Origin of the sequence: Sulfurifustis variabilis, from assembly GCF_002355415.1 — a bacterium.
GTDB lineage: Bacteria > Pseudomonadota > Gammaproteobacteria > Acidiferrobacterales > Sulfurifustaceae > Sulfurifustis > Sulfurifustis variabilis.
This window is the reverse complement of record NZ_AP014936.1, coordinates 340,510-364,367: the sequence shown is the minus strand read 5'-3', so window position 1 is coordinate 364,367 and position 23,858 is coordinate 340,510. Positions and strand designations below refer to the sequence as shown.

The following is a 23,858-nucleotide window of genomic DNA, read 5'->3' as shown; positions in this document are numbered from 1 at the left end:
AACCCACGGGACGCCCGCGGTAGCATTCGGGAGCGGCACCGTGTCAGGCTTTCGGGGCGCCATGGACCAGGACCGCGTGGACTACAGCCATGAAATGCGCGTGCACAACTCCCGCACGGTGCGGCTGCTGTTCGCTGCCCTTGGGACGCTCTTCGTCGGCATCGGCCTGCTCGGCGCGGTGCTGCCGGTGCTGCCGACGACGCCCTTCATGCTACTGGCCGCCGGGTGCTACGTCCGGGCCTCTCCCCGCTTCTACAACGGGTTGCTGAACAGTCCCGCGTTCGGGCCGCTGATCCGGGAATGGCGGCAGCACCACAGCATCCCCTGGAGGACGAAGCTCACCGCCATCGCGCTGATGGCAGTGACGCTCTCCACCTCTATCCTGTTCTTCGTCAAGAGCCCGTACGGCCAGATCGCGATGGCGCTCTTCGGCGTCGGGCTCGCCGTCTGGCTCTATCGGATCCCGTCGCGCGACCGGCCGCGGCGGACCTGAGCCGGGCAGTCAGCGACCGAGGCCCAGGTCATCCCACAGGGCATCGACGCGCCGCTTCACGTCGTCGCGCTGGCGGATCGGCCTGCCCCACACGCGGTCCGTCTCGCCCGGCCACTTGTTGGTCGCGTCGAAGCCGATCTTGCCGCCGAGGCCGGCGACCGGGCTCGCGAAGTCGAGGTAATCGATGGGCGTGCGGTCGACGATGACCGCGTCCCGCGCGGGGTCCATGCGCGTCGCCAGCGCCCACACGACCTCCTTCCAGTCGCGCGCGTCGATGTCGTCGTCCACGACGATGACGAACTTCGTGTAGGTGAACTGCCGCAGGCTCGACCACACGCCGAACATCACGCGCCGCGCATGGCCGGCGTAGCGCTTCTTGATGGCGACCACGGCGATCCGGTACGAGCAGGCCTCGGGCGGGAGATAGAAGTCGACGATCTCGGGGAACTGCTTCTGCAGGAGCGGGATGTACACCTCGTTGAGCGCCATCGCGAGCACCGACGGCTCGTCGTACGGCGAACGTCCCATGTAGCTTCCCTGGTAGATCGGATCGCGGCGGTGCGTCATGCAGGTGATCGTCAGCACCGGGAACATCGCCTGCGCGTTGTAGTAGCCGGTGTGGTCGCCGAACGGCCCCTCGAGCGCCTCCTCGCCCGGCTCGATGTGACCCTCGAGCACGATCTCCGCCGTTGCGGGCACCTCGAGATCGCTCGTGCGGCACTTCACGAGCTCGGTGCGCGCGCCGCGCAGGAGCCCCGCGAAGTCGTACTCGGAGAGCGTGTCCGGGACGGGCGTGACGGCGGCGAGCAGCGTCGCCGGATCGGCACCGATGACGACCGCGACCGGAAAACGCCCGCCGGGATGTGCCTCCTGCCACTCGCGGAAATCGATCGCCCCACCCCGGTGCGCGAGCCAGCGCATGATCACCCTGTTCGGTCCAAGCACCTGCTGGCGATAGATTCCGACGTTCAGCCGCTCCTTGTACGGCCCGCGCGTCACGACGAGCCCGAGCGTGACGAGGCGCCCCGCGTCCTCCGGCCAGCACGTCTGGATGGGCAAATGGGCAATGTCGACGGCCGTCCCTTCGACCACCTTCTCCTGGCAGGGCGCCTCCGAGACGCGACGCGGCCGCGCGTGCAGCACGGGTCGGAAATCGCCGGCGCGGGCGAGCGCCTCGGGCAGCGTGGTCGGCAGCGAGGGTTCCTTCAGGAAGGCCAGCAGTCGCCCGACATCGCGCAGCTCGCCGATCGAAGAGCGGCCGACGGCGCGCGCGATGCGCCGGGGGCTGCCGAAGAGGTTCCCGAGAAACGGCACGCCCGAGCCCTTGACGTGCTCGCACAGCAGCGCCGGCCCGTCGGCGCGCAACGCCCGGTGGCAGAGCTCGGTGGTCTCGAACACGGAGTCGATCGGGGCGCGCACGCGCTTCAGGTCGCCCTCGCGCTCGAGGTGCGCGAGAAACTCCCGCAGGCTCGCGTACGGCATGGCGAGACCTTAGGGCAGCCGCCTCGACGTTGGATTGATCCAGGTCAATGAGGCGCACGGCGCCCTGCCTAGAATCCCCGCGTGCTCCCCGATCCGCTCACGCTCTGGCTCCGCGCGGTTCCCGACCGCGCCCATACGGCGGTCCTTGCCGCCATCTTCACGCATCTGCTGCGCGGGCAACCCTTGCGCGCGCGCCTCGCCGAGCTCGCCGGCAAGCGCGTGCGCCTGGAGATCACGGACGGGGGCTCGGTCCTCGACTTCGAGATCACGCCCGTCGGGCTGCGCGCGGCGGCGGGCGCGGAGCCGCACGTGCGCATCCGGGGCCGCGTGGAGGACTTCCTCGCCCTCGCGCTGCGCCGGGAAGATCCGGACACGCTCTTCTTCAACCGGCGCCTCTCCCTCGAGGGAGAGACCGAGGCGGGGCTGCACGTGAAGAACCTGCTGGACGCGCTCGAGTACGACCTCGAGGCGCACGTCCGCGACGTCCTCGGGGGAGCGCCCGCGCGGCTCGCCCTCGGTCTCCTGCGGGCGACCCCGCTCGCGCGCCGGTTGTCCGGCGTCAGCGGCGTGCCGCGAGCACGTTCCTGAGCACCGCGACGTCGATCCGCGCCTGCGCGGCGAACCGCCCCGCGTACGCCGCCTCCTCCTGGCGCAGCTCGTAGCAGTTCGAACCGCCGATATCGAGCAGCAGCGCCGGCATCCCCGCCTCCTCGAAGGCCCGGGCGCGCTTGATATAAAAATGGTGGCAGCACATCCCCACGTACGCCCGCACGCCGTTGCCGGCGAGCCGCGCCAGCGTCTCGCGCAGATGCTCGTAGCTCGTGATCGTGTGCACGCGCAGCCCCAGGGCGCGGGCGAGCCGGTAGGCCTCGCCCGCCTCGCATCGGCCGCATTCCGGGCAGCCGTCGCGGTGCCGCCATTTGCACCACGTCGGCTTGGCGCAGTAGGGCACCAGCAGCGCGCCGGCGACGGTCACCACCTGCCCGGCGGAGAGCGGGCCGTGGACCATCAGCGTGTTCGCGGCCCGACGATCGAGGGCGAACGCCGCTTCCTCGCGCTGGCGCCATAGCGCGCGGCGGATCAGCCGGCCGAGGTCCGCGGCCGTGAAGCCGAGGAATTCGTATTTCGTCCTCGCGCAGGCCCGCGCGATGCGCTCATCGAGCGACTCGAGCGTCGCCCCGCGGAGCGACGCGCTCAAGGCGGAGAAGGCGTTCGACGGATGGACGTGCGCGCTCCCCGCCAGCTCGAGGCGCGCGATCCGCCCGCTGGCCGCATCCTGCCGCACGCGCGCGTGCAGCACGCCTCCGGGAACGGTGATGAAGCCGTGCTGCCAGGCGTCGAGCTCGTGCGACCAGTCTTCGTCGGCTCGAACGGGAAGGGAACGTCCGACGGTAGGGTGCAGCCACTCGGGCGGCGAGACCGGGGCGGGCGCGAAACCGAGCGCTTTCAGCCCGTCGGCGAGCGCCGTGATCGCGTCTTCGCGCCGGATGCCGGATCCGTCCAGGGTCGCGATGCGGTCGCGTGCCGTCTGCATTCCGCGGGGGCTCAGCTTTTCGAGCGGCATGCGCAGCGCCCGGAGATGGGTCTCGACGTCGGCGCGAAGGTGCAGGAACGCATGGAACAGCACGCTCGCGCGACCGGCGTCGAGGAAGACGAAGGCGAGCCGGCGCCCGGCGACCTCGATCTCGTGCGGCGGCGCGTAGCGCGCACCGAGGCCGAGCCGGGCGAGACTCGCGGCGACCGCCCGGGCGAGGCGCGGCAGCCACGCGAGCGCCGCGCCGCCCGGCGGGCGCGGGAAGGTCAGCGTGAGGCAGAGCTGATCGGGGTCGAGAAAGACGGCGGTGCCGCCGCTCTCGCGTCGCACGACGCCGATGCCCTGCTCGCTGCACCAGCCGGCGCGGATCGCGTGGCCGGCGACCTCGTGGCGGCCGAGGCTCGCGCAGGGACGGTAGCGGTGGAACCGCAGCCACGCAGTCGTCCTGCTCGCGGCGCGCTGCGCGGCATCGTGCACGGTGTGCGCGGCTCCGTCGTCCAGCCCCGCCTCGAACACGGCGAGGGGCGTGCGGCTCAAGCGGGCGCGTTCCACGTCATGCCCGCCTCGCCGCGCCAGTAGCCGTTGCACGACCCGTGCGCGAGGTGCGGAGCGAGCGACGCGCAGGCGTCGCCCGGGTCCCGGCGCCGATCGATCACGTCGCGGAACGCGGCGATCACCGCGTCCATCCCCCGGGGCTGGGGCGAAAGCCGCGCGATGTCGACGCCCAGGCGCTCGAGCTCGGGCAGCTCGCGGATGAGGTTGTAGGTCCCGGCCGACTGCACCTGGATGCCGTTGAGGGTGAGGAACGCCTGGCCCTCGCGCGTGCGCAGCGCCATGCCCTCCGGGTCGTCGCCGCAGCGAAAGCCGCAGTCGTCCTTCGCCAGGTTGTGTGCGCGCGCGGTGAAGCACCGCGCCGAGAAGGCGAGCGGCAGCCGCCCGAACGCGAAGATTTCGGTTTCCATGCCGGCCGGGCGCGCGGCCTGCATGTCCTCGAGGGTGCCCGCATCGAGCTCGACCGGCATGACCCAGCGCCGCGCGCCGGCCGCGGAGAGCAGCGCGAGGGTGTCCGCGTTGTAGACGTTGAGGTGCGGCCCGGCGACGAAGGATCGGCCCTCGAGCAGGCTTACGCCCGCCATGTCGTTCGCCTCGACGGCGAAGCGCCCGTTTTCCACGGTGCGCCTCAGCGACGAAACCTCCGACTCCGCTTCGATGAGCGCGAGCGTGGAGAAAACGACCTCCTTGCCCGCCGCGGCGAGCGCCTCGCCGATCGCGAGCCAGTCGTCGCGCCGCAGCCGGCGGCGCTTGGAGCACACCACCTCGCCGAGATACACGACGTCGACAGGCGCGTCCGCGACCTTACGGTAGAAGTCGAAGACCGCGTCGCGTTCCCAGAAGTAAAGGATGGGACCCAGCGATAACTTCATCGAAGTTCGAGTGTTGAATTTTGAATGTTTAATTGATGTGTGCGCGAAGCGCACCTCTCTTATTCAACATTGAGCATCCAAAATTCAACATTGCCTTTCTACTGCCACGGCCGGTGATAGGCGCCGAGCGTCGAGCAGCTTCCCTCGGCGAGGCGGGCGAGCGCGGCGTTCCAGTCGGCACGGGAGACGAAACCCTCGGGGTCGGCACGGTACGCGTCGAGCGCGGCGCGCAGCGTGCGCGTGACCGTCGCCACGTAGGCCGGGCTGCGCTGGCGCCCCTCGACCTTGATCGCCGCCACGCCGGCGCGGGCGAGCTCGGGCAGGATGGGCAGGACGTTGAGGCTCGTCGGCTCCTCCAGGGCATAATAGGTATGGTCGCCCACCTCGAACCGGCCCTTGCACAGGGTCGGATAGCCCGCCGGCTCGTCCGGGCCGTAGACGTCGATCAGCACCCCGTTCAGGCGCGAGCGCCGCACGTTTCGGCTCTCTTCCCAGCGGACCGCGTGCGCCGGAGAGCAGACGCCGCTCGAGTTCGGCGAGTCGCCGGTCGCGTAGGAGGAGAGCGCGCAGCGCCCCTCGACCATCACGCACAGGCTGCCGAAACCGAAGACCTCGACCTCGACGTCCACGCGCCGGACGATCGCCGCGACCTGGGCCGCCGAGAGCACGCGCGGCAGCACGACGCGACGCACGCCGAAATGCCGGGCGTAGAAACCGATCGCTTCGTGGTTGGTCGCCGAGCCCTGCACCGACAGATGCAGGCGCAGATCCGGGTGCGCCCGCGCCGCGTACGCGAGGAGCCCCGGGTCGGCCATGATGATCGCGTCCACGCCGCACTCGGCGGCGCGATCCACCGCCTCGCGCGCGCGTTTCCATTGTCGGGGCCGCGGGTACACGTTCAGCGCGAGCAGGACCTTGCGCCCGTGCGCGTGGGCGTAGGCGACGCCGGCGCGCACGTCGTCGGGCGTGAAGTTGAGGCCGGGGAAGTTGCGCGCGTTCGTCCCGTCGCGAAATCCGACGTACACGGCGTCGGCGCCGTGGTCGATCGCGGTTCTCAGCGCCGGGAGCGTCCCGGCCGGGCAGACGAGCTCCACGCGGCTAGGCCCGGGCGCCGCTCATTGACGGCAGTTCATCTCATCGTGCCCGCGCGTGCCGAACTTGACGCCGAGCTCGCCGGCGAGGCGCTCGCAGGCGGCCATGTCCACGTCGTCCAGACCGGGGGTGGCGGTGAGCACGATGTCCGGGACGAACTCGCGGGCGCGCGCCACGAAGTCGAGCATGGCGCGATAGGCGCCGGGCAGCATCGGCCGGCAGTAGCGGTTGTAGGTCTGCTCGTCCTGTGCGTTGAGCGAAACCGACAGCGCGTCGATCCCGCCCTCGAGATCGGGCGTCACGTCCCGGCCGTAGACGAGGCTCGCGAGGCCGTCCGTCTGCAGGCGGATCCGCGCCCCGCGCCCGTGGAGTCGCAGCGCGGCGGCCATCAGGTCGTAGAGCCGCAGGGTCGGCTCGCCGAGCCCGCCGAAGACGATCTCCTCGTAGCGCGCAGGCTCGCCGGCGGCGGCCACGATCTCGTCCACGGTCGGTTCGCGGGAAAGACGCAGGTCGAGCCCGTCGAGCGTCCACGAGCCGCGGAACTTCGGGCAGAACGCGCACCGCAGCGTGCACCGGTCGTGATGCTGAGATACCGGTTGGCGTCTCGGTCGTAGCCGACTACGGGGACGGTGGGGGCCATCAGAGCGGGCATGCTAGGTCCACGCCCGCGGGCTCGCTTTGATCCAGGTCAACCTCGGCGGGCCGGCCCGCGGCGCAGCGCCGTTACGCGCCTGGCGGGTTCAGTGGCTCGTCCCCGACGAGCGCGTGATCTTGTTGTGCACGTTGTACTTGCCCGAGGGCTTTTTCATGGGGAGGCGCTTGACCTCCTCGAGCGTCCGGGCGTCGTAGACGACGAGCGCGCCGTCCATTTCCCACACCGAGACCAGCGCGTACTTCCCGTCGCGCGTGAACTCGACGTGCGCCGCGGTCTTGCCCGGCGCGGGCGTGAGCGCCCGGGCGACCGTGAGCGTTTCCTTGTCGATGAGCTGGATCGTGTCCTTGCGCGGACTCATCATGTTGTCCGCCCAGGCGTAGCGCGTGCCCTCGTGCGAGCGAAGGAAGAAACCCGGCCCGAGCGTCTCGATGCGCCTGATCGTCTTCCACTGCGTCATGTCGATGATCGAGATCGTTCCCTCCTTCAGGTTGGGCGTCGCCAGCACCGGCTTGCCGCGATAGTCCCAGGTGATGCCGCTGCCGAGGTGCGGCAGCCCGGGCAGCTCCACGTCCGCGATCTTGCGCCCGACGAGCAGGCTCACGACCTGCCCGTTCTTTCCCTCGCGCGCCGCGCCGATGAGGTGGCGATACGGCGGGTCGAAAAAGAAGTCGTCCAGGTAGTCGTCGAGCTTGATGCGCCGCACGGGGAACGGGCCCCTGGCGGCGATCGCCTCGCCCATGCGGTAGTCGTGGACGTAGCCCGGGTAGATCGGCTCGTGGTCGGGGTCGTAGGGCACCTCCCACACCTCCGGGATGTCCTTGAGCGCGGCGATGAAGCTCTTCCGCGGCCCGGCGTCATAGACGGCCGACACGCGCGAGCTCTTGCCGGCGTCGTCCCGCACGGGGATCACCTTGAGCGGCGCGAGGTCGCGCGCGTCGAGCACGACCAGCGCGTGCGGCAGGTAGTTGCCGACCATCACGTACTTGCCGTCGCTCGACACGGCGAGGTTGCGCGTGTTGATGCCCGCGCGGATCTCGGCGACGTACTTGAGGTTCCAGATGTCGAACTTCGAGATCCAGCCGTCGCGCGAGGCGAAGTAGACGTAGCGGCCGTCGGGCGAGTACTTCGGGCCGCCGTGCAGCGCGAAGCGCGTCGGGAAGCGAAGGATCGGCTCGAAGCGGTCGCCGTCCAGCAGCGTCGCATGGTGGTCGCCGAGCTCGACCACGATGAAGAGATTGAGGGGATCGGCATCGAAGACGGGCTTGTCCGCGCGCTTTTCGCCGGCCTTCAGGTGCATCACGTGCGAGGCGCGCATTTCGGCGAGATCCCAGCGCGGGATTTCCGGAAGCGGCCGGTACACGAGCTCCGCGAGGCTCGCGATCTCGCGCTCCGCGAGCTTGCCGCCGAAGCCGGGCATCTGGGTGGCCGGGCGCCCGTCCCGGATCACGTGGAGGGCCTCGCTCTTGCGCAACCGGCCGAGGTTCTCGGGCAGGAGCGCCGGGCCCATGCCGCCGAGGCGATCGGGCCCGTGGCAGCCCGCGCAGTGCTCCCGGTAGAGCGCGGCGGCGTCGTCCGCCGGAGCGGAAAGCGGCAGCACGGCGAGACACAGGGCGAGCACGGGCACGCGCATCTCAATCCTCCCGGGCGAGCGCGCGCAGGTCGTCGGGCATCAGGCGGTGCACGCGCCCGAAGCCCGGCACGTACCGGGCGCTCTCCGCGACGAAACGGTGGAGCTCGAAATCGCCGAGCGCGAAGGTCCGCTCGGCGTGCGGCAGGCGCGCGAGATAGCGCTCGCGCTCGGCCGCGTACTCCGCGCTCCCTCTCGGCACGATGGCGACCGTGCCCTGCACGGTCACGCGCGCGAGCGTCTGCGGATCGCGGCCCGGATCGCTGTCGGGCTCGGTGAAGGCGAGCGCGGCCCGGGGGTTGACGGCGAGGTAGCGGGTGTGACGCGCGAGCCGGCTGAGGTGCAGCAGGAACCGCGCGAGGTCCGGTTCGGGCGCGACGGCGACCCACGACGCGAACGGCTCGTCGTCGCGCGACGTCGCGAGGGCCGCCCAGCGCGAAGCGCCGAGCAGACGCGCGAGCGTCCGCTGCTCCTCGGGGGTCACGCGCTCGGCCGGACCGCGGACGCCGTCAGTAGGCGTCGCTCAGGTACGTCTTCGCCTCCTCGCCGGGATTCGGGAGGCCGGCGACGCGCCAGGCGTTCAGGCAGGTGTGGAAGAGGTCGTGCACCCAGAACGGGCCTTTCCCGTGCGAGCGGCATACGTGGTACATGGCCGGCGCGACCCCGTGCCGCGCGTAGTGCTCGCGCAGCGTGCGGATCACTTCCCAGTGGTCGGGCGTCAGCGCCACGATGCCGTTGCGCCGCGCGATCTCCTGCGCGAGCGCTTCGCTCCAGGTCCCGGGGTCCTTGAGCAGACCGTCCTCGTCGAACTCGACCGGCACGGCTCCTTCCGTCTCCACGTCCCACCTCCTGCCGCGCACTGCCTCGCGGCCGCAATCCGCCACCGTCGGACGGGCGCGCCCGCCGGGCCTCTCGCCTCATGTCCGCGCGGCCCGCCGGCTGTAGGGACTGACCGCCAGGCGCTCGCGCGCGCCGCTCGCGCCGATCTCCTCGTCCGTGAGATAGCACGCCGGGTCCTCGGCCCAGGGATTGCCGGTGAGCTGGTGGGCGCGCACGCGCGTGTTGCCCCCGCACACGTCGAAGTAGCGGCACTCGCCGCAGCGCCCCTCGATCCGGCGCGGCAGGCGCTTCAGGCCCGCCATCAGCGGATCGGAGGTATCGCGCCAGATCTCCGAGAAGGGGCGCTGTTTGACGTTGCCGAGCGAGTAGTGCCACCAGAACGTATCCGGGTGCACGTTGCCGAGGTTGTCGATGTTCGCGATGTTGACCCCCGACGAGTTCCCGCCCCACTGCGCGAGCTTCGCCCGCAGGTGGTCGACGAGCTGCGGGAAGCGCTCGCGCGCCCAGAAGAGGAGGTACACGCCGTCGGCGTCGTTGTTGCCGGTGACGAACTCCTTCGCCACACCCCGGCTCACGTAGTCCCAGCAGGTGTCGAACAGCAGGTCCATCGCGCGGCGCGTCGTCTGGAGCACCACGTCGTCCTTCCGGTTGATGTTGCCCCGGCCGGCGTAGTTGAGGTGCGAGAGGTAGAACTTGTCGATGCCCTCGTCGTCCATGAGCCGGAGCAGCGCCGGCAGCTCGTGCGCGTTGTCCTGCGTGAGCGTGAAGCGCATGCCGATCTTGATGCCCTTGTCCCGGCAAAGCCTCATCGCGCGCAGCGACGCGTCGTACGCGCCCTGCATGCGCCGGAAGCGGTCGTGCGTCTCCTCGAGCCCGTCGATCGAGACGCCGACGTAGTCGTAGCCCATCTCCGCGATCCGGTCGATGTTCGACCCGTCGATCAGCGTCCCGTTGCTCGAGAGGCCGACGTAGAAACCCATCCGCTTCGCGCGCAGCGAGATGTCGTAGATGTCGGGCCGCAGCAGCGGCTCGCCGCCCGAAAGGATGAGCACCGGGACGCCGAAGGCCTTGAGGTCGTCCATCACCCCGTAGACCTCCGCCGTCGACAGCTCCCCCGGAAAATCGTGGTCGGCCGAGATCGAGTAGCAGTGCTTGCAGGCGAGGTTGCAGCGCCGGATCAGGTTCCAGATCACCACCGGCCCGGGCGGCTGGCGCTTCGGCCCGAGCGGGGTCGGATTCTTCAGCTCCTGCATGTACTGCGTGATCCGGAACACGGCAACCCCATTGACAAGTGCTAAGTGACAAGTGCCAGGTCGAGGAGCGCGCAGGCGCGCGTTCTCATGGAACCCGCGAAGCGCTCATCAACTATAAACTCAAAACTTGTCACTTTGCACTGATCCTCAACCCGGTTTTCTTGAGTATGCGCGTACTGTAGAGCACCGCATGCCCGCGATCGTCGGCGCCCAGGAGGCGCGCGATCTCCGCGACCTTGGCCTCGACCTCGGCGCGGTCGCGGCCGTGCACCATGGCGAACAGGTTGTACGGCCACTCCGGCGGATGGCGCGGCCGGTGATAGCAGTGGCTGACGAAGTCGAGGGCGCCGATGCGCTCGCCGAGCTCCCGGATGCGCCCGTCCGGCACGTCCCAGACGGACATGCCGTTCGCGCGATAGCCGAGGGCGTAGTGGTTCGGGACCGCCCCGATGCGGCGGATGACGCCGCTCGCCTGCATGCGCGCCAGACGCTCGATGACCTCGGCGGCGCCGACCCCGACGCGCGCGGCGATGGCGTGGTACGGCCGGGGCACGAGCGGCAGGCCGCCTTGCGTGGCGAGGATGATCTCGCGGTCGGTAGCGTCGATGGGCACGCCTGAAGCGGAATCGCCACCCTCGCCCCGCCCCTCTCCCGCAAGCGGGAGCGGGGCAGCGGCGCTGTCGCCTTCCGCATTCGACTGCGACCTCATGCCTCGAACCTCAGGCCCACGTAGTACTCCTCCTGCTTCGGAAAGTCGTACACGCGAAGTCCGGTCGCCCGTTCGATCGCCTGGATCGCCTCGGCCCGTCGCTCCGGCGTCTCGGTCGCGAGCACGAACCACATGTTGAACTCGTGCTCGCGCGCGTAGTTGTGCGCGACCTCGGGAAAGCCGTTCACGATCTCCGCGACGCGCTCGAACTCCCCCTCGGGCACCCGCAGGGCCGCGAGCGTGAGCGCGCCGCCGAGGCGCTCGGCGTGGTACATCGGCCCGAACCGCGAGAGCACGCGGTCGGCGAGCAGGCGCTCGAGCCGGCGGAGCAGCTCCGCCTCGTCGATGCCGATCTCGCGCGCCGCCTCCGCATAGGGCCGCTCGCTCAGCGGAAAGCCGCCCTGGAGCGTGTTGACGATCGCGCGATCGATGGCGTCCATCTCGGGATCCTAATTTTGAATGCTTGATGTTGAATGTTGAATTGCGGGTGCGCGCTTCGCGCGCCTTCATGAATTCAACATTCAAAATTCAGCATTCAACATTGCCTTCAACCTGCTGCCTGCTTGAGCGGCGCCGGCGCCCGGGCGGTCTCGGGGGGCACGTACTGCGCGCCGCGCTGCTTGAAGCGGCGCTTGCTGAAGAGCACGCGGTGCGCGATCGCCTGCGCGCCCGTCTTCTCGATCAGCCCGGCGAGCTGCGCCAGCACGTGCGCGCGGTCGCGCCCGTGGATCATCGTATAGAGGTTGTAGGGCCACTCGGGCGGACGGCGCGGGCGCCGGTAGCAGAGCGTCACGAAAGGGAAGCGCGCGAAGCGGCGGCCGACCTCGTCGACGTCGCCGTTCGGCACGTCCCACACCACCATCGCGTTCGCCCCGTAGCCGCACTCGTGGTGACGCACCACCACGCCGAAGCGCTTGATGACGCCGCGCGCCTGGAGCGCGCGGATGCGCGCAATCACCTCCTGCTCGCTCAGGCCGATGCGTTCGCCCACCTCCGCATACGGGCGCGGCGAGAGGGGCAGCCCGTGCTGGATCGCCGCGATCAGGCGCAGGTCGCGCTGGTTCAGCTCCATTTGATCTCGAACCCCAGGTCGATGTGATAGTCGGCAAGGAGCGGCAGGTCGAGCACCGCGAGCCGCGCGCGCCGCTCGATGTCGCTCAGCACCTGGCGCAGCCGCTGCTTCGTCGGCGCGGCCAGCACGAACCAGAGGTTCACCTCGTGCTCGCGCTCGTAGTTGTGGTTGACCTCCGGGTACTCCGAGACGAGCGCCGCGATCTCCGGGAGCCGCTCGGGCGGCACGCGCATGGCGGCGAGCGTGCTCACCCCGATCGAGTGCGGGCGGATCACGGGGCCGACCCGGCTGACGGCGCCGCTCGCGGTCAGCCGCGCGAGCGCCTCCAGCACCTCGGTCTCGCTCGCGCCCACCCGCTTCGCGATGTCCGCGTACGGCGTGGACGACAGCGGGAAATCCCGCTGGAACTCGTTGAGCAGCCGCTTCTCGAGGGCGTTCATAGGCCGATCCGGTGGGCGCGCGCCGTGAAGAAGATGCCGCTCGGCTTGTCGACGGGCAGCGTGGCGAGGCGCGCGAAGCGCTCGGTGTCGTACACCTCGACGCGGTCCTCGTCGCGCACCGAGATCCAGACCGCCTCGCCGCGCGGGGTGAACTCCATGTGCAGCACCCCCTTGCCGGGCTTGAGCGTGTGCACGATCTTTCCGCTGGCGGCGTCGATCACCTGCACGGTGTCGTTGTGCGGGGGCGCGAAGTTGACCCACACCTGGCGCCCGTCGGGCCGCGCGATCACGAACACCGGCTGCCCGGCGACGGCGACGCGCCCCGCCTCGGTCCAGCCCGTTTCGTCGACGATCAGCACCTCGTGCCGCCCGACCGCGGGCACGAACGCCCGGCCGCCGGCGTGCGCCCAGTTGTCCATGTGCGGCATCTTGTACACCGGCAGCTTCTGCTCGCCCCGGCCGTAGCCGGGCAGCACGCGCCGCACGCCGGACTCCGGTCGCCAGAGATCGAGCAGGGCGAGCCCGTCCTCGCCGAACAGGCCGGCCATGTAGTAGCGGCCGTCCGGCGTCACCGTGCCGTCGTAGGGCTGGCGGCCGACGTTCGCGAACCGGGTGAGTACGGGCGCGCGCGGATCGCGCGCGTCGGCGATCCAGATCTCGCCGCCTTCGAACAGGCTGAACACGAACCGCTGCCCGGGCGCGTCCACGAGGCCGACGACCTTGGAGGGCCGGTTGTCGGGGCCGGACACCGCGGGGATGTCCGCGAGCAGCTCGAGCGTCTGCGCGCTGAAGATCTTCACGCCGCCCGGCTCGTAGTTCGAGACGGCGACGAGCGTGCCGTCCTGCGAGATCGCGCCGCCGATGGCATTGCCGGCCTGGACGATGCGCTTGACGATGCGGCTTTCCAGCAGGTCGACCTTAGTGAGACCGCCGTCGCGGCCGAACACGTAGGCGTAACGGCCGTCGCGCGAGTAGACGGCCGAGGCGTGCGACAGGTCGCCGAGGCCATCGATGCGGGCGAGGGACGCGCGCGCGGTCGTGTCGACGACGTGCACCCGCCCGGCGGCGCGTTCGATGACGATGCCGAGGTCGCCGGTCCCCCGCGGCGCGACGGTCGCGCAGGCGGCGAGCAGCGCGGCGCCGACGATGGCGAGCGCCGCGCGCGAAAAGTGGGGCAGCCCGCCGCTAGCGCGCATGGGGCTGCCCCTCGATCAGTACCCGCACCATCCACGCCGCCTCCTCCGGCGTCACGAAGGGACGCCACGGGGGCATGGCCGTGCCGGGCAGGCCGTTCAGAATGGTGTCGCGCAGCGCCCGCGGGTCCTTGCCGGCGAGCGCCTCCGGGGTGAGCGGCGACCCGAGGCCGCCCTTGAAGGTGAGACCGTGGCACGAGCCGCAGTCCTGCACGAGCAGGTACCGGAGCTCCGCCTGCCGGGCAGCGGGGATCTCCGCCGCGGCCTGGCCGGCCGCCATGCCGAGCAGCGTGAACAGCCCGATGATGGTCTGTCTGCCTGCGCGGTGCATCTGCCTCTCCCTCGGAGGAGAAGGGAGGGGGCCTTCCCCCTCCCCTCGACCTTTTTAGTACACGTCGTGCTGGGTGTTGTAGACGTTGAACTTGCCGGTCGGCGTGACCAGGCGCTTGTCCTTGATGACGTGCTTCAGTTTCCGGGTCTTGTCGTCGAGGATCACGATCGCCGACTGCTGGTCCTTGCCGTTCCACACGGAGAACCACACCTCGTCGCCGGCCTTGTTGTATTCCGGCTGCACGACCCGCTTGGGCCCTTCGCCGAGACCGGCCATCTCCGCGATCTTCACGACCTGGAAGGGCTTGTCGAGATTGTTGATGTCGTAGACCGCGACGCTCTGCGAGATCTCCGCGTTCGGGTTGAGCGCGGTATCCACCCACAGGTTCTTCGACTTCGGGTGCGTTTTGATGAAGAGCGAGCCGCCGCCCTGTCCCTTGAGCGTGCGCACGACCTTCCAGGCGCCGTTCTTGTGCTTCACGGGGTCGGTGCCGATCAGCGAGATGGTCTCGTCGCCGAGATGCCCCGTCGCCCACACCGGTCCGAACTTGGGATCGACGAAGTTCGCGCCGCGGCCCGGGTGCGGGATCTTGCCCACGTCGACGAGCTTGACGAGCTTGTTGTCCTTGGCGTCCACCACCGCGACCTTGTTGCGCTGGTTGGCCGCCACGAGGAAGTAGCGCTTGCTCGCGTCCCACCCGCCGTCGTGCAGGAACCGCTCGGTGCCGATCGACGTGACCTTGAGGTTGTTCAGGTCGGCGTAGTTGACCATCAGCGTCTGGCCGGTCTCCTTCACGTTCACCACGAACTCCGGGTGGAAGTGCGAGGCGACGATCGAGGCGACGCGCGGCTCGGGGTGATACTCCTGGGTGTCGACCGTGTAGCCGCGGGTCGAAACGATCTTCAGGGGCTCGAGCGTATCGCCCTTCATGATCGTGTACTGCGGCGGCCAGTACGAGCCCGCGATGGCGAGCTTGTCCTCGTAGCCCTTGTACTTCGAGGTGTCGACCGAGCGGGCCTCGAGGCCGACCTTGATGACGGCCACGTTGTCCGGATTCTTCATCCACAGGTCGATCAGGTTGACCTGCGCGTCGCGGCCGATCACGTAGAGGTAGCGGCCGGAGTAGGAGAGCCGCGAGATGTGCACGGCGTACCCGGTCTTGACGATATTGATGATCTTCTTGGTGTCGCCGTCGATCAGCGCGATCTCGCCCGTGTCGCGCAGCGTGACCGAGAAGAGGTTGTCCAGGTTGTAGTTGTTCTCCTTCTTCTTCGGCCGCTTGTTCGGCGGGACGATGAGCTTCCACGTGGCGCGCATGTCCTCGAGGCCGAACTCGGGCGGCTGCGGCGGCTCGTGCTGCAGGAAGCGCGCCATGATGTCCACGTCCTTTTCGGAGAGCTCGCCGGAGGTGCCCCAGTTCGGCATGCCGGCGGGCGAGCCGTAGTTGATGAACACCTTGAGGTAGTCGGTTCCGCGCTTGAGCGTGATGTCCGGCGTGAGCGGCTTGCCGGTCGCGCCCTTGCGCAGCACGCCATGGCAGCCCGCGCAGCGCTCGAAGTAGATCTGCTTCGCGCGGGTGAACTCCGGCTCCGTCATCGGCGGCGCCTTCGGCGTCACCACCGTCGGGGCCTGCTCGGGCGTGATCGGCACCGGCGCGCCCTTGTAGCGCATCTCGGTCTCGGGCGTGCCCGGATGGCCGGACGGTTTCTCTTCGGCCATTGCGGCGTTCGCGGCGAGCAGCGCGACGCCGAAGACCAGTCCTCTGTACACATGGCTCATGGCTGTTTACTCCCCTCGTTTCGAGAACGAATCGTCCGCGACTCTAAGTAGCGCACGAGCGCGCAACCTTGATATGGGTCAAAAAGCGTAGGTGAATTATCGGCGAGCGCGAAGCGCAACGGTGCCGATCGACTTGACTTGAGTCAAGCGCCTCGCGCGCTTGCGTAAAATATCCCGACTGCGTCCGAGGTTGCGCTCACTCGCATCCGTCGCGCTGCGGGCACCCCTCGCACCCGCGATCGCCCGACGCGCGGCTGCGATCGTCGAGGCCCGCGGGTCCGATGTGCATCTCCAGCTCGCGCACGATCTCGCGGGCGCGCGGCACGCGCTCGCGGCGCTTGCGGCGGTCCACTTCGGGCGGGCACTTGTAGGCGTTGTAGTACGTCACCTGGCAGTCCAGGCAGTAGTGGCATTCGTTGGCGTTGATCTCGCCCGTCGGGCGGATGGCCCGCACCTCGCACTCGTTCGCGCAGATCTGGCACGGCCGTCCGCATTCCTTGCGGCGCCGCAGCCACCAGTCGAAGATCCGGAAGCGCGCCGGAATCGCGAGGGCCGCGCCGAGCGGGCAGACGTACTTGCAGAAGAACTTCCGGTTGACCGCCGAGACCGCGATGAAGCCGACGGCGTAGAGCACGAACCCCCACTCGCGCATGAAGCGCATCGTGATCGCCGTCTTGAACGGCTCGACCTCGGCGAGACGCTCGGCGTCGGCGAGCGACTGCAGCGAAACGCCGAAGAGCACGATGAGGATGACGTACTTGAGCGCCCACAGCCGCTCGTGCACGACGTCCGGGAACTCGAACTGGCGCACCTTGAACCGCTGCGCGAGCTGCTGCGTCAGCTCCTGTATCGCCCCGTACGGGCACAACCACCCGCAGTACACGCCGCGCCCCCAGAGCAGCAGCGTCACCGCCACGAAGCCCCAGAGGATGAACATCATCGGGTCGATCAGGAAGCTCTCCCAGCGGAAGTCGTGGAACACCGCGTGCGTGAACGTGAGCACGTTCACGACCGAGAGCTGCGCGAGCGCGTACCACCCGATGAAGAGGATCGTGAACACGAGGTACCCGTCGCGCACGTAGATGAGCAGCTTCGGATGGCGCGCGAGCCAGTCCTGGAAGACGAGAATCAGGGTGAGCAGGGTGAGTCCGGTCACGAGCAGCGCGATCTGGAACGCACGCTCCCGCCAGACGCCCACCCAGATCGGCTCGTCGTCCGTCGGCATGACCGGCGCCGCGCCGCCGGGCGCCGTCGCGGCGGGGCCCGCGGCCGGGGAGCGCGCCGTGGCCGCCGGACGTGAAGCGGGGGCCGCCTCGGCCGCCGGGGCTTCCCGCGCGCCGTCGGCCGCCGTGGTCGGCGGCGCGGCGGCGGTGTCGGCGCCGGGCAACGGCAGCCCGCGCGACTCGGCAACGAGACGCAGCGAGCGCATGATCGTGGCGTTCTCCACCATGACGGTGATGGTCGCGCCCGAGATCGCGTCGATGGTCACCTGGCCTTCCCGCGTCGCGCCGACCGAGGTCCGGTCGTAGGCCGAAACGCCGCGGTACTGCGCGGCGAAGCGCTGGAGCCGCTCCTCGGAGATGCCGACGAGGAGTATCGGTTCCTCGTGCTCGACGATGGTCAGGCCCGCGATCCGGCCGGCGACGTCCACGCCGATCAGCGTGTTGATCGGCTTTCCCGAGTAGGCCGGGATGCGGACCATGTCGGCCGTGAGGAAGACGTAACCGAGCAGCCGGTCCTCGCGGTACACGGGCGCGGCCGGCGGCGTCCCTTCGAGCTCGCCGAAGCGGTCGGCCCCGGGAAAGAAGTCGCGCGCGGCGGGAAAGCGGTCCGCCACGCCTTGCGCGTAGGCGGGAACGGCCGCGAGGAGCGCGAGGAGCGCGAGGAACAGGAAGCGGCGGGTGCGAATGGCGGGCTCCGTGGGCAGGGCGCGCTGACGGACAGGCCGGAAGCGTGAGGGCCGGCGGGCGCCGCGGCTTTGACTTCGATCAAGTTTCAAGGCGTCGGCATTCCTTCTACAGTGCCGTGATGGCTGGCGGGCCGGCGAAACCGCCGCTACCATTCGCGCGCATGGAATCCGAATCCGCGAGCGCGGGCAACGCCGTCCTCCGCTGGGCGCGGCGCCTCGGCCCGCTGCGCATCGCGCTCCTCGCCGCCGCCGTGCTGGTCGTGGTCTTCGCGCCGGCGCCGGGCACGAAGGCGGTATACCACGGCTGGGGCCTGGCGCGCACGGTACTGATGCCCGTCCTCGCTCCGCTGGTCGTGATGCTGCTCCTGCTCGACGCGCTCATGGCCCGGGTGTTCCTCTCGGACGCCGAGGGCGAGGCGCGGGCGCGGCTGCGCACCGTCGTCTGGATCAACCTCCTCGTGGCGCTCGCGCTCGTTCTCTACTGGATCCCGTACTTCTACGCGCTCGGACCGTGAATGCCGGGAGAGCGGGAGGGCGTGAGCGCGTGAGCGCGAAGATCGCGGGGGTGGTGAACCCCCTTACGCTCGCCCCGCCGCCCGCACCCGCGCCCTGACGCCTTCACGCTTTCACCCCTTACCCCTTCCCGCCCTCACGACCTCACGACCTCGGTGATCCCGGCCCCCGCCCTCCTCGCCCTCGCCGCGTCGGTGCTGATGCACGTGGCGTGGAACCTGTCGGCGCGCGCGGCGGATCCGAAGAGCTTCTTCTTATGGTGGGCGCTGCTCGGGTGGCTGGTCCTGGTCGGGCCCTGGTCGGCGGCATGGCTGATCGGCCACGCCGAGTGGTCGGCGCGGCTGGCGCTCCTGCTGTCCGTGACGTGCGCGGCCGAGGCGCTCTACTTTCTCGCTCTGGGCATCGCCTACCGGCACGCCCCGGTGCCGCTGGTGTACCCCATCGCGCGCAGCTCGCCCGTGCTGATCGCCGTCTGGACCGTGTTCCTCTTCGGCGAGCACCTTCCGGCGGCCGGCTGGCTCGCGATCCTGGTGATCGTCGGCGGCGTGCTCGGGCTCGCCTGGACGGCGCGCGGCGGGGCACCGGCGCAGGCCCTGCCGTGGGCGATCGCCGCCGCCTTCGGCACCAGCGTCTACTCCACGTCGAACAAGCTGGCGGTGCCCGCCCTCCCGGGGTACCTCACGCAGCTCGGCTACGTCACGGTGACGCTGCTGGTCGCCTGGATCGCGCTCACCCTCGAGCTGCGCGCGCGGACTGGGCGCTGGGTACCCGAGCACCGGCCGGCTTCGGGACGGGCCGTGCTCGGCGGGCTGTTCATCGGGAATGCCTACGCGCTCGTGATCTTCGCCATGCAGTACGTCCCGGCGGCCTACGCCGTCGCCTTCACCAACGCCGGCATCGTCCTCGCGACCCTGATCGCCATTACCATATATAAGGAGCGCGAGCACTGGCGCTCCCGTCTCGCCGCCGTCCTGGTCATCTGCGCCGGCCTGCTGCTGCTCGGCCTCGCCTGATTCGCCGCCCGGTGCACGCTACCGGGGCGCGGCTGCGCGATCCCGGTGCCGCCTGCGCGCTGCGCCCGCACCGGCTGCGTGCGTCGCCCGCACCGTTCGGGCGCGCCGGCCGGCAAAACCCGTCTTTTCCCGCATCCCCGCGCGAGCCCGATACCGGGCCCGTCGTGGCACCGCGATTGCTAAGGGTGCGTCATCACCGACCCCACCGAGGAGCACGGCATGACGATCAAGAGTCTCGACGACCCCTTCGACCCCCGGAGCGACCTGCGCCACGGGCACGGCTGCCGCTGCGCCTCGTGCGCGCCCGCCGGCGACGCGCCCGCCGCCCTGCCCGCCTCCGCCGAGACGATGATCGACCGCGCGGTCGAAAGCGCGATCGTGCGCGCGGTGTTCGACCATCACGACGCCGCGCGGCGCCGCTTCCTGCAGCTCGTCGGCGGCGGGACCCTGGCCGCCGCGCTCGGCGCGGTGCTGCCGCTCGAGAAGGTCAAGGCCGCGGTGAAGGAGGCGGGCGGGCCGCTCGAGAAGAAGGAGCTCAAGGTCGGATTCGTGCCGATCACCTGCGCCACGCCGATCATCATGGCGAACCCGATGGGCTTCTACGACAAGCACGGCCTGAAGGTCGAGGTCATCAAGACCGCCGGCTGGGCGGTCGCGCGCGACAAGTCGCTCAACGGGGAATACGACGCCTCGCACATGCTGACGCCCATGCCGCTCGCGATCACCGTGGGCGCGGGTTCCGTGGCGCAGCCCTTCGTGATGCCCGCGGTCGAGAACATCAACGGCCAGGCGATCACGCTGCACGTCAAGCACAAGGACAAGCGCGACCCGAAGCTGTGGAAGGGTTTCAAGTTCGCCGTGCCGTTCGACTACTCGATGCACAATTTCCTCCTGCGCTACTACGTGGCCGAGCACGGGCTCGACCCGGACAAGGACATCCAGATCCGCGTCGTTCCGCCGCCGGAGATGGTCGCGAACCTGCGGGCCGGCAACGTCGACGGCTACCTCGCGCCCGATCCCTTCAACCAGCGTGCGGTCTACGAGGGCACGGGCTTCATCCACCTGCTGTCGAAGGAGATCTGGGACCGGCATCCGTGCTGCGCGTTCGCGGCCAGCAGCGAGTTCGCCGAGCGGATGCCGAACACCTTCGCCGCGCTCTTCCGGGCGATCGTCGACGCGACCCACTACGCGTCGAAGCCGGCGCATCGGGCGGAGATCGCCAAGGCGATCGCGCCGCGCGCCTACCTCAACCAGCCGGAGGAGGTGGTGACGCAGGTGCTCACGGGCAAGTTCCCCGACGGCCTCGGCAACCAGCGCGACGTGCCCGACCGTATCGACTTCGATCCGTTCCCGTGGCACTCCATGGGCGTGTGGATCCTGACCCAGATGAAGCGCTGGGGGTACCTCAAGGGCGACGTCGACTACAAGCGCATCGCCGAGCAGGTCTACCTCGCGTCCGACTGCGGCAAGGTGATGAAGGACCTCGGCTACGCGCCGCCCAAATCGACGTACGCCAAGTACACCCTTATGGGGAAGACCTTCGATCCGGCCCGGCCCGCGGCCTACCTCGACGGCTTCGCGATCAAGCGGGTCTGACATGCTGCCGCTCGGCATGCGGTCCGCGCTCGTCTCGCTGTTGCTGCTCGGGATCCTGCTCGGCGCCTGGGAGCTGTCGCACCCGGGAACGGGCGCCGGCGGGGCCGGCTCGGCGGTGCCGCCGCCCTCGCAGATCCTGAAGCACGCCGCGAGCGAGCTCGCCGATCCGTTCTACGACGCCGGACCGAACGACAAGGGCATCGGCATCCAGATCCTGTACTCGCTCGCGCGCGTGCTCGCCGGCTACGGGCTCGCGGCCCTGATCGCCATCCCGTTCGGCTTCGTGATCGGGATGTCGCCGCTCCTGAGCCGGGCGCTCGATCCGTTCATCCAGGTGCTGAAACCGATCTCGCCGCTCGCCTGGATGCCGCTCGCGCTGTTCGTCATCCAGGACTCGGGGCTGTCCGCGATCTTCGTGATCTTCATCTGCTCCATCTGGCCGATGCTGATCAACACCGCCTTCGGCGTGGCGAGCGTGAAGCGCGACTACCTCAACGTGGCGCGCACGCTGGAGCTGTCGCCCGTGCGCACCGCGTTCTCGGTGATCCTGCCGGCCGCCGCGCCGACGATCCTCACGGGCATGCGCATCTCGGTCGGCATCTCCTGGCTCGTGATCGTCGCCGCCGAGATGCTCGTCGGCGGCACCGGGATCGGCTACTACGTCTGGAACGAATGGAACAACCTCAACCTGACGAGCGTGGTGTTCGCGATCCTGATGATCGGGGTCGTCGGCATGCTGCTCGACCTGGCCCTCGCGCGGGCGGCGCGCGCGGTCCAGTACGCCGAGTGAGGGCGCGCGCATGTCCGACGATTTCCTGATCGTGGAGAACCTGGCGCGGCGCTATCCGGCGCCGCGCGGCGGCGAGCCGCTCACGGTCTTCGAGGACGTGAGCTTCGGCATCCGCAAGGGCGAGTTCGTCTGCATCATCGGGCACTCCGGCTGCGGCAAGTCGACGATCCTCAACATCCTCGCGGGCCTCGACGCGCCGAGCCGGGGCGCCGTCATCATGGACGGGAAGGAGGTCGCCGGACCGAGCCTCGAGCGCGGCGTGATCTTCCAGAACCACAGCCTGCTGCCCTGGAAGTCGGCGCTCAGGAACACCGCCTTCGCCGTGCGCGCGCGCTGGCCCGAGTGGTCCCGCGAGCAGGTGCTGGCGCACGCCCTGCGCTACATCGAGCTGGTGGGCCTGAAGGGCGCCGAGCATCGCAAGCCGTCGCAGCTCTCCGGCGGAATGCGCCAGCGCGTCGGGATCGCGCGCGCCTTCGCCATCGAGCCGAAGCTGCTGCTCATGGACGAGCCGTTCGGGGCGCTGGACGCGCTCACCCGCGGCATGATCCAGGAGGAGCTCGTGCGCATCTGGGGCGACACGCAGCAGACGGTCTTCATGATCACGCACGACGTGGACGAGGCGATCCTGCTCGCCGACCGCGTGCTGCTGATGACGAACGGTCCGCGCGCCCGCGTCGCCGAGTCGGTGCGCATCGACATCCCGCGCCCCCGGACTCGCACGGAGGTCATCCACCATCCGGCGTACTACGCGATCCGCAATCACCTAGTCGAGTTCCTGGTGCGGCGCTCCAAAGAGCTCGCCGGCTCGGCGGAGGTGGAAGGCGCCATGCCGGTCCCCGGCGGGGCGCCGCTGGAGGTTAATCCGGCGGCCGCGATCGCCGGCGACCCGTCGCGCCCGGCTTCGCGCAGCTTTGCCGCCATCCGTTTCCCCCTGAAGGAGTCCTCATGAAAAAGCCCGAGATGACCGAAGCGATCCTCGCCGCCAAGGCGCAAAAGAAGCTGTCGTGGGAGCAGATCGCCGACAAGGCCGGCGTATCCCCCGTGTTCGCCACCTCCGCCTGCCTCGGCCAGAACAGCATGCCGAAGGAGCCCGCCGACAGGCTCTGCGCGGCGCTGGGCGTGCCGGGCGAGGTATCCGAGGCGCTGCAGGCCTTCCCGCACAAGACGTGGGACAAGACCGTTCCGACCGATCCCGTGATCTACCGCCTCTACGAGATCGTCGGCGTGTACGGCGAGACGATGAAACAACTGATCGGCGAGAAGTTCGGCGACGGGATCATGAGCGCCATCGACTTCTCGATGACGATCGAGAAGCAGCCGGACCCCAAGGGCGACCGCGTCGTGGTGACCATGAACGGCAAGTTTCTCCCCTACAAGGTCTTCTAGCTCTCCTCCTGGCGGGGACAGGGACGTCCCGATGTTTTTGGCATTTTCCCCCTGTCGTCTCGCGGTCTTCGTTTCCGGGAAATCCCTACTCCGAACTTAGGCGGGTTAGAAATATTCTAAATCTGCGTAACCCAAGGAGAGGTGAGCCATGGAGCAACAGGTCAAGTTCAAGACAGTCGGAAGGGAGATGGTCGAGAAGGCCGGGATCAACGTCGAAGAGCTCCTCGACCTGCTCGTACGCAACGCCTCCGCCGAGCTCACGACGTACTACTACTACACGATCCTGCGCGTGAACTGCAGCGGGCTCGAAGGCGAGGGCATCAAGGAGATCGTCGAGGACGCGCGCATCGAGGACCGGAACCATTTCGAGGCGCTCGTGCCGCGGATCTACGAGCTCGGCGGGAAGCTCCCGCAAAGCATGGTCGACTTCCACAACATCTCCGCCTGCGCGCCCGCCAACCTGCCGGGCGACCCCAGGAACATTCGCCAGATGCTGGAGGTGCTGCTCAAGGCCGAGCAGTGCGCCGTGCGCGGCTACACGCACATCTGCAACATGACGATGGGGAAGGACCACCGGACCTACGACCTCGCGCTCGCGATCCTGCACGAGGAGATCGAGCACGAGGCCTGGTTCCAGGAGCTGCTCGGCAACGGCTCGAGCGGGCACTTCCTGCGCCAGGGCGGGCAGAACTCGCCATACGTGAGCAAGTTCCTGCCGACCCGGTAA

Annotated in this window: 26 protein-coding genes; 9 read left to right on the top strand and 17 right to left on the bottom strand. The window is 69.5% G+C overall.

The window, feature by feature from the left end:
• Positions 1-40 precede the first annotated feature (40 nt).
• Complete coding sequence (locus SVA_RS01790; protein ID WP_197703315.1) at positions 41-493, top strand: YbaN family protein; 453 nt, start codon at positions 41-43, stop codon at positions 491-493.
• Positions 494-502: 9 nt separating this feature from the next.
• Here SVA_RS01790 and SVA_RS01785 read toward each other — a convergent pair whose 3' ends face one another.
• A complete protein-coding gene (locus SVA_RS01785) occupies positions 503-1,975 on the bottom strand; it encodes a UbiD family decarboxylase (protein WP_096457949.1) in 1,473 nt (490 codons plus the stop codon).
• Positions 1,976-2,056: 81 nt separating this feature from the next.
• On the opposite strand from SVA_RS01785, the gene ubiT reads away from it, so the two are divergent.
• Positions 2,057-2,563 carry a ubiquinone anaerobic biosynthesis accessory factor UbiT gene (gene ubiT, locus SVA_RS01780; protein ID WP_096457946.1) on the top strand — a complete coding sequence of 169 codons (507 nt, stop codon included), beginning with the start codon at positions 2,057-2,059 and terminating at the stop codon, positions 2,561-2,563.
• On the opposite strand, the gene SVA_RS01775 is transcribed toward ubiT, so the two are convergent.
• From SVA_RS01775 to SVA_RS01700, 16 genes are all read right to left on the bottom strand, one after another.
• Entirely contained in the window at positions 2,535-4,061 is a 1,527-nt protein-coding gene (locus SVA_RS01775; protein WP_096457943.1) for a lipoyl protein ligase domain-containing protein, read from the bottom strand. The two genes, ubiT and SVA_RS01775, sit on opposite strands and share 29 nt — an antisense overlap.
• Positions 4,043-4,933, bottom strand: a complete 891-nt coding sequence (locus SVA_RS01770; RefSeq protein WP_096457940.1) for a U32 family peptidase — start codon at positions 4,931-4,933, stop codon at positions 4,043-4,045. Before SVA_RS01770 ends, SVA_RS01775 begins: the two co-directional genes overlap by 19 nt.
• Positions 4,934-5,031: 98 nt before the next feature.
• Complete coding sequence (gene ubiU, locus SVA_RS01765) at positions 5,032-6,027, bottom strand: ubiquinone anaerobic biosynthesis protein UbiU (protein WP_096457937.1); 996 nt, start codon at positions 6,025-6,027, stop codon at positions 5,032-5,034.
• A 21-nt stretch (positions 6,028-6,048) separates the two neighbouring features.
• Positions 6,049-6,591 (bottom strand): TatD family nuclease-associated radical SAM protein, encoded by a 543-nt coding sequence (locus tag SVA_RS01760; protein WP_197703455.1) that lies wholly within the window; start codon positions 6,589-6,591, stop codon positions 6,049-6,051.
• A gap of 174 nt (positions 6,592-6,765) precedes the next feature.
• Positions 6,766-8,310, bottom strand: a complete 1,545-nt coding sequence (locus tag SVA_RS01755; protein WP_096457934.1) for a nitrite reductase — start codon at positions 8,308-8,310, stop codon at positions 6,766-6,768.
• A 1-nt stretch (position 8,311) separates the two neighbouring features.
• Entirely contained in the window at positions 8,312-8,791 is a 480-nt protein-coding gene (locus SVA_RS01750; protein WP_096457931.1) for a pyridoxamine 5'-phosphate oxidase family protein, read from the bottom strand.
• Positions 8,792-8,816: 25 nt separating this feature from the next.
• Complete coding sequence (locus SVA_RS01745) at positions 8,817-9,146, bottom strand: TusE/DsrC/DsvC family sulfur relay protein (RefSeq protein WP_096457927.1); 330 nt, start codon at positions 9,144-9,146, stop codon at positions 8,817-8,819.
• A 78-nt stretch (positions 9,147-9,224) separates the two neighbouring features.
• Positions 9,225-10,421 (bottom strand): heme d1 biosynthesis radical SAM protein NirJ, encoded by a 1,197-nt coding sequence (nirJ, locus tag SVA_RS01740; protein WP_096457924.1) that lies wholly within the window; start codon positions 10,419-10,421, stop codon positions 9,225-9,227.
• A gap of 109 nt (positions 10,422-10,530) precedes the next feature.
• Entirely contained in the window at positions 10,531-11,013 is a 483-nt protein-coding gene (gene ahbB, locus SVA_RS01735) for a siroheme decarboxylase subunit beta (protein WP_096457921.1), read from the bottom strand.
• Positions 11,014-11,105: 92 nt separating this feature from the next.
• Positions 11,106-11,549, bottom strand: coding sequence for an AsnC family transcriptional regulator (locus SVA_RS01730; protein WP_096457918.1), 444 nt, complete (start codon positions 11,547-11,549; stop codon positions 11,106-11,108).
• A gap of 107 nt (positions 11,550-11,656) precedes the next feature.
• A complete protein-coding gene (gene ahbB / locus SVA_RS01725; protein ID WP_096457915.1) occupies positions 11,657-12,181 on the bottom strand; it encodes a siroheme decarboxylase subunit beta in 525 nt (174 codons plus the stop codon).
• Positions 12,172-12,621 carry an AsnC family transcriptional regulator gene (locus SVA_RS01720; RefSeq protein ID WP_096457911.1) on the bottom strand — a complete coding sequence of 150 codons (450 nt, stop codon included), beginning with the start codon at positions 12,619-12,621 and terminating at the stop codon, positions 12,172-12,174. The genes ahbB (SVA_RS01725) and SVA_RS01720 overlap by 10 nt, the downstream gene beginning before the upstream one ends.
• A complete protein-coding gene (locus SVA_RS01715; RefSeq protein WP_096457908.1) occupies positions 12,618-13,817 on the bottom strand; it encodes a cytochrome D1 domain-containing protein in 1,200 nt (399 codons plus the stop codon). Before SVA_RS01715 ends, SVA_RS01720 begins: the two co-directional genes overlap by 4 nt.
• Positions 13,807-14,145, bottom strand: coding sequence for a c-type cytochrome (locus SVA_RS01710; RefSeq protein ID WP_096457905.1), 339 nt, complete (start codon positions 14,143-14,145; stop codon positions 13,807-13,809). Before SVA_RS01710 ends, SVA_RS01715 begins: the two co-directional genes overlap by 11 nt.
• Before the next feature lie 54 nt (positions 14,146-14,199).
• Entirely contained in the window at positions 14,200-15,864 is a 1,665-nt protein-coding gene (locus tag SVA_RS01705; protein WP_096462783.1) for a nitrite reductase, read from the bottom strand.
• A 256-nt stretch (positions 15,865-16,120) separates the two neighbouring features.
• Positions 16,121-17,923 carry a NosR/NirI family protein gene (locus tag SVA_RS01700; protein ID WP_197703314.1) on the bottom strand — a complete coding sequence of 601 codons (1,803 nt, stop codon included), beginning with the start codon at positions 17,921-17,923 and terminating at the stop codon, positions 16,121-16,123.
• 71 nt (positions 17,924-17,994) lie between these two features.
• Between SVA_RS01700 and SVA_RS01695 the strand changes: the two genes are divergently transcribed.
• The 7 genes from SVA_RS01695 (at position 17,995) to dps (ending at position 23,858) form a co-directional block, all read left to right on the top strand.
• Positions 17,995-18,348 (top strand): hypothetical protein, encoded by a 354-nt coding sequence (locus SVA_RS01695; RefSeq protein WP_096457898.1) that lies wholly within the window; start codon positions 17,995-17,997, stop codon positions 18,346-18,348.
• 153 nt (positions 18,349-18,501) lie between these two features.
• Positions 18,502-19,359: an EamA family transporter gene (locus SVA_RS01690; RefSeq protein WP_096457895.1), complete on the top strand. Its 858-nt coding sequence runs from the start codon at positions 18,502-18,504 to the stop codon at positions 19,357-19,359.
• A gap of 219 nt (positions 19,360-19,578) precedes the next feature.
• Positions 19,579-20,955, top strand: coding sequence for a CmpA/NrtA family ABC transporter substrate-binding protein (locus SVA_RS01685; RefSeq protein WP_096457892.1), 1,377 nt, complete (start codon positions 19,579-19,581; stop codon positions 20,953-20,955).
• A gap of 1 nt (position 20,956) precedes the next feature.
• Positions 20,957-21,745 carry a nitrate ABC transporter permease gene (ntrB, locus tag SVA_RS01680; protein ID WP_096457889.1) on the top strand — a complete coding sequence of 263 codons (789 nt, stop codon included), beginning with the start codon at positions 20,957-20,959 and terminating at the stop codon, positions 21,743-21,745.
• Between the two features lie 10 nt (positions 21,746-21,755).
• The gene (locus SVA_RS01675; RefSeq protein WP_096457886.1) at positions 21,756-22,694 is read left to right on the top strand and encodes an ABC transporter ATP-binding protein; all 939 of its coding nucleotides are present in this window, start codon (positions 21,756-21,758) and stop codon (positions 22,692-22,694) included.
• Positions 22,691-23,131, top strand: coding sequence for a cyanase (gene cynS / locus SVA_RS01670; RefSeq protein WP_096457883.1), 441 nt, complete (start codon positions 22,691-22,693; stop codon positions 23,129-23,131). Before SVA_RS01675 ends, cynS begins: the two co-directional genes overlap by 4 nt.
• A 148-nt stretch (positions 23,132-23,279) precedes the next feature.
• The gene (dps, locus tag SVA_RS01665; RefSeq protein ID WP_096457880.1) at positions 23,280-23,858 is read left to right on the top strand and encodes a DNA protection during starvation protein; all 579 of its coding nucleotides are present in this window, start codon (positions 23,280-23,282) and stop codon (positions 23,856-23,858) included.

Coding starts and splice junctions, on each gene's coding strand:
- SVA_RS01755 (WP_096457934.1), bottom strand. CDS start 8,310: ATGCGCGTGCCCGTGCTCGCCCTGTGTCTCGCCGTGCTGCCGCTTTCC.
- SVA_RS01675 (WP_096457886.1), top strand. CDS start 21,756: ATGTCCGACGATTTCCTGATCGTGGAGAACCTGGCGCGGCGCTATCCG.
- SVA_RS01705 (WP_096462783.1), bottom strand. CDS start 15,864: ATGGCCGAAGAGAAACCGTCCGGCCATCCGGGCACGCCCGAGACCGAG.
- SVA_RS01695 (WP_096457898.1), top strand. CDS start 17,995: ATGGAATCCGAATCCGCGAGCGCGGGCAACGCCGTCCTCCGCTGGGCG.
- SVA_RS01685 (WP_096457892.1), top strand. CDS start 19,579: ATGACGATCAAGAGTCTCGACGACCCCTTCGACCCCCGGAGCGACCTG.
- ntrB (WP_096457889.1), top strand. CDS start 20,957: ATGCTGCCGCTCGGCATGCGGTCCGCGCTCGTCTCGCTGTTGCTGCTC.
- SVA_RS01710 (WP_096457905.1), bottom strand. CDS start 14,145: ATGCACCGCGCAGGCAGACAGACCATCATCGGGCTGTTCACGCTGCTC.
- SVA_RS01785 (WP_096457949.1), bottom strand. CDS start 1,975: ATGCCGTACGCGAGCCTGCGGGAGTTTCTCGCGCACCTCGAGCGCGAG.
- SVA_RS01715 (WP_096457908.1), bottom strand. CDS start 13,817: ATGCGCGCTAGCGGCGGGCTGCCCCACTTTTCGCGCGCGGCGCTCGCC.
- ahbB (WP_096457915.1), bottom strand. CDS start 12,181: ATGGAGCTGAACCAGCGCGACCTGCGCCTGATCGCGGCGATCCAGCAC.
- SVA_RS01720 (WP_096457911.1), bottom strand. CDS start 12,621: ATGAACGCCCTCGAGAAGCGGCTGCTCAACGAGTTCCAGCGGGATTTC.
- cynS (WP_096457883.1), top strand. CDS start 22,691: ATGAAAAAGCCCGAGATGACCGAAGCGATCCTCGCCGCCAAGGCGCAA.
- SVA_RS01770 (WP_096457940.1), bottom strand. CDS start 4,933: ATGAAGTTATCGCTGGGTCCCATCCTTTACTTCTGGGAACGCGACGCG.
- dps (WP_096457880.1), top strand. CDS start 23,280: ATGGAGCAACAGGTCAAGTTCAAGACAGTCGGAAGGGAGATGGTCGAG.
- SVA_RS01730 (WP_096457918.1), bottom strand. CDS start 11,549: ATGGACGCCATCGATCGCGCGATCGTCAACACGCTCCAGGGCGGCTTT.